The organism is Bacteroides sp. MSSM.1001136sp1_RTP21357st2_D2_RTP21359_211015 (genome assembly GCF_040913205.1).
GTDB classification, from domain to species: Bacteria; Bacteroidota; Bacteroidia; order Bacteroidales; family Bacteroidaceae; genus Bacteroides; species Bacteroides ovatus.
On sequence record NZ_JBDFVF010000019.1, the window covers coordinates 121830 to 131176 of the forward strand.

Here is a 9347-nt window from a genome sequence, read left to right on the forward strand (position 1 = left end):
TATCATTAAAATGGATTTTAATGAAGAAGAATATCCTCCTTTTCTATTGTTTCCTGGCGATGATGGCAGCTAGCCTGAAAGCACAGGAAATACGTCCCATGCCTGCCGATTCGGCTTATGGGGTAGTACATATTTCAGTTTGCAATTTGCGCGAGGAAGGCAAATTTACTTCCGGCATGAGTACGCAGGCATTGTTGGGAATGCCGGTCAAGGTGCTTCAGTATAACGGTTGGTACGAGATACAAACACCGGATGATTATACCGGATGGGTGCACCGGATGGTAATTACCCCCATGTCGAAAGAACGGTATGATGAATGGAATCGGGCAGAAAAGATAGTGGTTACCTCGCACTACGGATTTGCGTATGAGAAACCGGATGAGAGTTCCCAACCCGTATCCGATGTTGTTGCGGGCAATCGTTTGAAGTGGGAGGGGAGCAAAGGACATTTCTATCAAGTGTCTTATCCCGACGGACGGAAAGCATATCTTTCGAAATCCATTTCCCAACCGGAAGCGGAATGGCGAGCTTCACTGAAACAAGATGTTGAAAGTATCATTGAAACAGCTTACTCGATGATGGGAATTCCTTATCTATGGGCAGGAACCTCTTCCAAGGGAGTGGATTGTAGCGGACTGGTACGGACCGTACTTTTTATGCATGACATTATTATCCCGAGAGATGCCTCTCAACAGGCCTATGTGGGCGAACATATCGATATTGCTCCTGACTTCTCTAATGTCAAACGGGGAGATCTGGTGTTTTTCGGCCGGAAAGCGACTGCGGAACGTAAAGAAGGTATTTCTCACGTCGGCATTTACCTCGGAAACAAGCAGTTTATCCACGCATTGGGAGATGTGCACGTCAGCAGCATGAATCCTGCGGATCAAAACTATGATGAATTCAACACGAAGCGTTTACTTTTTGCTGTCCGTTTCTTACCTTATATAAATAAGGAGAAAGGAATGAATACCACAAATAAGAACCCCTTTTATCAATAAAAGAATGCAGAACAGGAGAGATTTTTTGAAAACGGCAGCTTTGGCTGCTTTCAGTTCGGGGTTAGTAGCCCGTCAGGCACTAGCCGGAGAATCGTTGCTTTCTACCATTCATATAAATAAGCTCGGTTTGGGAGGGAAGATGAAAATGACTTTTTTCCCTTATGAATTGAAGTTGAGGCACGTGTTTACAGTTGCCACTTATTCGCGTATAACAACTCCCGATGTGCAGGTAGAAATAGAATATGAAGGCGTGACGGGATATGGAGAAGCCTCTATGCCTCCTTATTTGGGAGAAACAGTAGAGTCTGTGATGAATTTCCTTGGGAAAGTGAATCTGGAACAGTTTAGTGATCCTTTTCAGCTAGATGATATTTTGTCATACGTTGACAGCCTCTCGCCAAAGGATACGGCAGCGAAAGCTGCGGTAGATATCGCCCTTCATGATCTGGTAGGGAAACTATTAGGCGCTCCCTGGTATAAGATATGGGGATTGAACAAAGAAAAGACACCTTCCACTACCTTTACGATAGGCATCGATGCGCCGGATGTAGTGCGGGCGAAAACAAAAGAGTGTGCCGATCAGTTTAATATATTAAAGGTGAAACTGGGACGGGACAATGATAAGGAGATGATTGAAACCATTCGTTCGGTAACAGACCTTCCGATAGCGATAGATGCCAATCAAGGATGGGCAGACCGCCAATACGCGCTCGATATGATTCATTGGCTGAAAGAAAAAGGCGTTGTGATGATAGAACAGCCCATGCCTAAGGAGAAGCTAGAGGATATTGCCTGGATAACGCAACAGAGCCCGCTACCGATATTTGCGGATGAATCCTTGCAGCGTCTGGGAGATGTAGCCGCTTTAAAAGGCGCTTTCACGGGAATCAATATAAAGCTGATGAAGTGTACCGGTATGCGTGAAGCATGGAAGATGGTGACATTGGCTCATGCACTCGGCATGCGTGTCATGGCGGGCTGTATGACAGAGACTTCCTGTGCTATTTCTGCAGCTTCACAGTTCTCGCCATTAGTGGATTTTGCCGACCTGGATGGCAACCTGCTTATCTCTAATGATCGCTTTAAAGGGGTGGAAGTGGTGAAAGGAAAGATCACTCTGAATGACTTACCTGGAATCGGTGTCATGAAAATCTGACTTTACTGAATGAATGTCAGAGTGTTAAAGCCATCTGACATACAACGAATGTAAATTTGTCAGGTGTTGTCGTTAACCGCTGTTAAGCTCTAAATATTCTCTGTTAAAAGTGGACAAAAAAGAGTGACAAGTAGAATAAGTGAACGATATTTGTTATTATTTTAACGTCGTAAAAGTTAAAACAATGTCGAATATTAACAATTTAAAGAATTATAAATCATGAAACAGACAACAAAGAACATTCTGGGAGTAGGAGCAATCATTCTTCTTAGCTCAGGAGTTGCAGGATTGACAACTTACAAATTGTTGCAATCTAACGAATCTGCAAAAGAAACATCTTTTAATGAGATGTTCAAGCAGAATCCCAATGTCAAATTGGCTGCTTTTGACGCTGTGAACGCTCAACCTGTTGATTTGACACAGGCTGCCGAGAATTCACTTCATGCTGTCGTACATATAAGGTCTACTCAAGAAGCTAAAACAAGAACTGTTCAGCAAGCGCCGGACATTTTCGATTTCTTTTTTGGTGATGGACGCGGACAGCAACGTCAGGTACAGTCTCAACCTCGTGTAGGTTTTGGTTCGGGAGTAATCATCTCGAAGGATGGATATATCGTAACGAATAATCATGTGATTGAAGGTGCGGATGAAATCAGTGTGAAACTGAATGATAACCGTGAGTTTAAGGGACGCGTGATTGGTACTGACCCTAGCACCGACCTTGCGCTGGTGAAAATTGAGGGTGATGATTTCCCGACTATTCCGGTGGGAGATTCCGAAGCGTTGAAAGTAGGAGAGTGGGTATTGGCAGTAGGTAACCCGTTCAATTTGAACTCTACTGTAACTGCCGGCATCGTAAGTGCAAAAGCCCGTTCTCTGGGAGTATATAATGGTGGTATAGAATCATTCATCCAGACGGATGCTGCCATCAACCAGGGTAACAGTGGTGGTGCACTGGTAAATGCCAAAGGTGAATTGGTTGGTATCAATTCAGTGCTTTCTTCTCCGACAGGTGCTTATGCAGGATACGGTTTTGCTATCCCGACCAGCATTATGACGAAAGTAATTGCCGACTTGAAACAATATGGAACAGTACAACGTGCATTGCTCGGTATTCGTGGTGGCTCTATCGGTAGCAGTTTGATGGACGACCGTCAACCGATTGACAAATCCGGTAAGACATTGGCAGATAAAGCTAAAGAACTGGGTGTTGTAGAAGGAGTATGGGTTTCTGAAATCGTAGAGAATGGTTCTGCTGCCGGAGCTGATATCAAAGTCGATGACGTAATTATCGGTGTGGATAATAAGAAAGTATCCAATATGGCTGACTTGCAGGAAGCACTTGCTAAACATCGTCCGGGTGATAAGGTGAAAGTAAAACTGATGCGCGATAAGAAGGAAAAGACCGTTGAAGTAACGTTGAAGAACGAGCAAGGTACTACCAAGATCGTGAAGGATGCAGGCATGGAAATCCTGGGAGCTGCTTTCAAAGAGTTGCCGGATGACTTGAAGAAGCAATTGAATCTAGGTTACGGTCTGCAAGTGACAGGAGTTTCTTCCGGTAAGATGTCAGATGCAGGAGTTCGTAAAGGCTTCATTATCCTGAAAGCTAATGACCAGCCGATGCGCAAAGTCAGCGATCTGGAAGAAGTAATGAAAGCTGCTGTTAAGTCTCCGAACCAGGTATTATTCCTGACCGGTGTGTTCCCATCAGGTAAACGCGGATATTTCGCTGTCGATCTGACTCAAGAGTAATATATAAAAATAAGGTAAGAAGATTGCAGGATAAGCTAATGAAATAGAAAAAGGATGCCGCCAATCAACTTGTCGGCATCTCTTTTTGTTTTATTAGACGAAAAATATAGTGTAAAAGTTACTTAATTTTGTATGTTAACAAATTATTTGTCGTAACTTTGCACTCCAAATCTGTTTTTAAAGAATGAGACAACTAAAGATTACCAAAAGTATCACTAACAGAGAGAGCGCTTCTCTTGATAAGTATTTGCAGGAAATCGGCCGTGAAGACCTGATTACTGTTGAGGAAGAAGTGGAACTCGCTCAACGCATTCGTAAGGGTGACCGTGTAGCATTGGAAAAATTGACACGTGCCAATCTTCGTTTCGTCGTATCTGTGGCTAAACAGTACCAGAACCAAGGTTTGAGTTTGCCTGACTTGATTAATGAAGGCAATTTAGGACTGATTAAGGCTGCCGAGAAATTTGATGAAACACGTGGATTTAAGTTCATTAGCTACGCTGTATGGTGGATTCGCCAGTCTATTCTGCAAGCATTGGCAGAGCAGTCGCGTATTGTTCGTCTCCCGTTGAATCAGGTAGGTTCGCTGAATAAGATCAGCAAAGCCTTCTCGAAGTTTGAACAGGAAAACGAGCGGCGTCCGTCTCCCGAGGAGTTGGCAGACGAACTGGAAATTCCGGTTGATAAAATCTCTGATACGCTGAAGGTATCCGGCCGTCATATTTCGGTGGATGCGCCTTTTGTGGAAGGGGAGGATAACAGCCTGTTGGATGTGTTGGTTAACGATGATTCGCCAATGGCGGACCGCTCTCTGGTTAATGAGTCTCTTGCGAGGGAAATTGATAGAGCTCTTTCTACGTTAACCGATAGAGAAAAAGAAATCATTCAGATGTTTTTCGGTATCGGACAGCAAGAAATGACATTGGAAGAAATCGGCGATAAATTTGGCCTCACACGTGAGCGCGTTCGTCAGATTAAAGAAAAAGCAATTAGAAGACTTAGACAAAGTAATCGTAGTAAATTGCTCAAATCTTACTTGGGATAAGTAAGGAATATCAGTTTCTGAAAGAAAAAAGAATTTGAGTCGCATAAGTCGCACTTTTCATATAGAAGAATGTACTTATGCGACTTTTTACATAAGCCCCATTCTATAATTCAATCTTATACTATGTGAGTTTTATGAAAAAGTCAGTTTTAATATCATTGGTTCTTATTGCTTTGGGAGCAGGGATGGTGGCGTATGCAAAATGTGCGGCATCCTCTTCTGATTCGGTGCCTGTTAAAGTAGAGCAGCGTTTGCGGGAAAAAGCACAGGCAGGAAAGGCTTATTGTGATAAGAACGGATATAATACGAATTATTGCTTTCTGGTAGATTTCAGTATTCATTCTGGTAAAAGGCGTTTCTTTGTATGGGATTTCAAAGGAGATTCTGTGAAGTATGCAAGTCTTTGTGCGCATGGATACGGGAAAAACAGTACGCTGTCCAAGCCTGTATTCAGTAATGTGGAAGGTAGTTATTGCTCTTCTTTAGGAAAATATAAAGTAGGGATACGGTCGTATAGTAAGTGGGGGATTAATGTTCATTATAAATTGCATGGATTGGAAGTGACGAATAACAATGCTTTTAAACGGTATATCGTGTTACATTCTTATACTCCGATGCCGGAAATGGAGGTGTATCCTTTGCATCTTCCATTAGGAATCAGTCAAGGGTGTCCTGTGATATCTGATGAGGTGATGAGGAAGGTTGACAGGTTGCTCAAGGCAGAAAAGAAACCTGTATTGTTATGGATTTATGATTAAGAAATACTATTTATTTGAGATAAATCGAGGTAGTCTCTTCTTTTTTGTTACCTTTGCGAAGTTAAAAATTATATGATATGAAATACGTAAAAATACTATTTGCAATTGCACTTGTGTTTACCATGTGCTCCGCTTTTTCTCTGAAAAAAGACCATTCTAAACCGGTTTATGCTTTTGGAATTTCTGCTTCATTTACGGATACGGTAGTCTATTTCACGGATATTCAGATATTAGATAGTGCGAAGGTTAGTAAAGAAGGATTCTTGGCTCATCGTGAATTATATAGTTATCAGTTGAAAAATTATCTGGAGGATAACCAACTGCAGCAGAATAGTACATGTATGATTTACTTCTCGGAAAACAGAAAGAAGTTGGAAAAAGAAGCAACGAAGATTCTGAATAAATATAAGAAGAATAATAGAATGACGGTATCGCGGATTGATTCAGATAAATTCCGCTTTACGAAACCGGAAGAGTAATAAACAATAACTTAATTGTTAATATAATAAGAGATGCAGGTTTGCATCTCTTATTTTTTTATCTTTGTCCCTGTTATAAATGAGGAATATTATGAAAAAGATTAAAATATTATCGCTTTTGTTCGTATGTTTGTCGATTTTCTTATCAGCTTGTGGTGATGATGATACTCCTGTTCCAGTAACGGTAAAAACAGTCTTGATGTATCTTGTTGGAGACAATGATATCAGTAATGATATATATAACAATATAGCATCAGTTGAACGAGGATTGAGCGAAGTTACGTCTCCTGGTACATTTGTAATTTATTGGGATGGTGGCAGTAGAAAAGGTGAGTTTCCTGTCCCGACTCTGTTTAAGTATGAAGTGGATGGCAAAGGTTCTGTCAGTAAAAGAGAAGTGATAAAAACTTATAGTAGCCAGAATTCAGTATCAAATGAGGTGATAATTAATGTATTGAAAGATGTGGAGGCTTACTGTCCAGCTGAAAAGTATAGTCTGATTTTGGGTTCTCATGCTACCGGATGGTTGCCTGCGGACTATAGTAAGAGCCGTTCTTTTGGTGACGACAATGGAGCTAAAATTCATATTCCTGATTTATCGAAAGCTTTAGAACAATCAGGTATTCATTTTGATTATATATTATTTGACGCTTGTTTAATGTCTCAAGTTGAGGTTGCTTATGAATTAAGAAATACTGCTGATTATTTAATTCTTTCTCCTGCAGAGGTTATGAGTGCGGGTTTTCCTTATTTCAAGATAACGAAATATTTATTGTCTGCGGGTAACTCAGAGCAGAATGCTATAAATGTCGCAAAGGACTTTATTGATTACTATAAAAATGAATATAGTTATTCGTGGGGTACTATTGCGGTGATAAAAACGAATGAAATATCGGCATTGGCGAATATTACTTGTTCAATTATGAAACATTATCAGGACAATCTGGTTAAGTTTGATAATAGAAAAATAGATTATTTTCAAGCCCATTATGGTTATGGGAGGTCTCCTTTGGATCATTCGGCATATGATTTTCGAGCTTTTATGCGTGAATTGACTGATAATAATATTCCTTCTGATTTTGAAGAGCAATTGGAAAGGGTAGTTATATATAAGAACTATGTTGACGATTATAAATTGGTGAATATAGATTCGGATATATATTCGGGTATCGGGTGTTATATACCGGATACTAGGTATTTAAAATGGAATACTTATTTTAGGACTTTGCAATGGTATTCGGCTGCCGGATGGGATGAGACTGGCTGGTAAATGCAGGAGGATATTTTTCAGATGTCAACCAGGTGAGAGCTACCCTCCACAAAAAAAGTTATGAACAGCCCGGCGGGTACAAAAGGTACAGTAGGTACACTGCATATTTTTCTCACACACACGTGCGCGCGTATAATAGGTATAGAAAGTACCGCTTGAGACCAAGTGGTTTCTATTGACAAACAGGGCAACCGCACCAAAAGTTTGTTTTATTTCCGCACGGTTCTGAATCATTTGATAACGGAACACCGTGTAACTTACCTCTTTCTTAATGAATAAAGTATAATAAATGCCACTATAAGATCATTGCCGTTCATCGATTTCACCTGATTGTCGAAATGCCGATGAATAAGGAGATAGCGGGTGAAGGCAAGTGGCAAATTCAGGCAAAACTGAACATTATCGGTTTCACCTTGTCTTTTCAAAATATCCCTTGAGCTAAAACTAATTTCATTATAGCTAATCCGGATATCATTATAGCTAATGAAAATATGCTTATAGCAAATCCACTGTCAGGTATTAACAGATAATCCATCAGGAGTTAATAGTATGGATGTCAAGTATTAACACCTTGATTATTATCTACTAACACTTGAGTTGGCAGATCTATATATTCAACACATTGTATCTATATACTTACCGCGTTGAATCTATACATTCAATACGGTGGCTCTATATGTCCAGCAATCGGTGTAAATAAATTTGAAAGGTGAAAGCAATAACGGGAGATTTCACCTTGATTTTTTCTACGCTTTCACCCGCTATCTCCTTATCCATCGATGTTTCAGAGATAAGGTGAAACTGGTGGAACTTATGACTCAAAAGTTCATGTTCTACTTATGCGAATCAGTAATTGAAAACAAATTTTCATTCATTTCCACACAGGTTTGAACAAGTTCATCCACACTAGATTTTGTTCCTTACCCGTTAAAATGAAACAAATTTTGGTGCGGTTCCTCTTGCTAATTTTATAAGACCTTACCTCATCTTGCGAGCTCTCTGCTGTTCTTGTTGTTTATATCCTGTTGCTCTTTCTCCCTTCATAAATTAGGAATAATACTGCACTCATTTGATTGAAACGCTTGATTGCATACAGCGTGTTTGTCAATGCAGGTGATAAGGGCATTATATAGCGCGCGTGTGCGTGTGTGATAGAGCCTCGAAAAAGTGTACCTGCTGTACCCGTTTGTTATTAACAGGGTAGTGCTTTGTTAATGCTAAAGCAGTGCTTTACGAGTGCTAAAGCTACGCTTTACGCTCTCTAAAGCTATGCTTTTTTTAAGTTCTTTCAAAGCGTCTGGTATTACTTTTGTTTCTTTGCTCATTCTCATGCCCCTTTCTCTACTGTTGAAAAAATATGTTCTACAACATCATTATCCTTCAGCGTTTTAGCAGATTCTTTCAAAAAAACTTCGAAAAAATAGTTTAATATATTTGGATTGTATACTAAAAGGGTGTACTTTTGCACCCGCTTTCCAAGAGAAGAAAGCCTTGCAGAATTGACATAGTGAAAAAGCGAGATTGCGCTTAAAGAAAAGAACAAAAAAACTTCCGAAAAGTTTTGGATTATAATAAATAAAGTTCTTATCTTTGCAGTCCGATTCGCAAAGAAAACGGCCTTTGTTTTTCTTTTATACATTCTTTCCCTTTCGCATAGAGAGCCTGAGAAATGAGTAAAAAGAAAAAATAAAAAAACTTCCGAAAAAGTTTGGTAGTTAAAAATAAAGCCCTTACCTTTGCACCCGCTTTTAAAACGAAAGCAACAAGTTCTTTGAAATATTGATAAACAATACAAGTAGTACAAGTAAAAAAATAGAACCGTCAATACTTGTCTTATGAAGTAGTGATACAATTAAGACTAATAGGTATTTGAATAAGGTCAA

At 39.9% G+C, this 9347-nt stretch carries 7 protein-coding genes; all 7 read left to right on the plus strand.

The features are described from left to right. Positions 1-20: 20 nt before the first annotated feature. The 7 genes from AB5217_RS13730 to AB5217_RS13760 all read left to right on the plus strand — a co-directional run bounded on the left by AB5217_RS13730 (position 21) and on the right by AB5217_RS13760 (position 7464). Positions 21-1001 (plus strand): NlpC/P60 family protein, encoded by a 981-nt coding sequence (locus AB5217_RS13730; RefSeq protein WP_004303867.1) that lies wholly within the window; start codon positions 21-23, stop codon positions 999-1001. Positions 1002-1005: 4 nt separating this feature from the next. Continuing rightward, on the plus strand, positions 1006-2157 hold the full coding sequence (locus tag AB5217_RS13735; protein WP_175353884.1) for a dipeptide epimerase: 1152 nt from the start codon (positions 1006-1008) through the stop codon (positions 2155-2157). Positions 2158-2376: 219 nt separating this feature from the next. Further along, positions 2377-3912: a trypsin-like peptidase domain-containing protein gene (locus AB5217_RS13740; protein WP_004296667.1), complete on the plus strand. Its 1536-nt coding sequence runs from the start codon at positions 2377-2379 to the stop codon at positions 3910-3912. Between the two features lie 184 nt (positions 3913-4096). Continuing rightward, complete coding sequence (locus tag AB5217_RS13745; protein WP_002561589.1) at positions 4097-4957, plus strand: RNA polymerase sigma factor RpoD/SigA; 861 nt, start codon at positions 4097-4099, stop codon at positions 4955-4957. 134 nt (positions 4958-5091) lie between these two features. After that, the gene (locus tag AB5217_RS13750; protein ID WP_195647496.1) at positions 5092-5715 is read left to right on the plus strand and encodes a murein L,D-transpeptidase catalytic domain-containing protein; all 624 of its coding nucleotides are present in this window, start codon (positions 5092-5094) and stop codon (positions 5713-5715) included. Positions 5716-5792: 77 nt separating this feature from the next. Continuing rightward, on the plus strand, positions 5793-6194 hold the full coding sequence (locus AB5217_RS13755; RefSeq protein WP_004310274.1) for a hypothetical protein: 402 nt from the start codon (positions 5793-5795) through the stop codon (positions 6192-6194). 91 nt (positions 6195-6285) lie between these two features. Then, on the plus strand, positions 6286-7464 hold the full coding sequence (locus tag AB5217_RS13760) for a clostripain-related cysteine peptidase (RefSeq protein ID WP_195647494.1): 1179 nt from the start codon (positions 6286-6288) through the stop codon (positions 7462-7464). Positions 7465-9347 lie beyond the last annotated feature (1883 nt).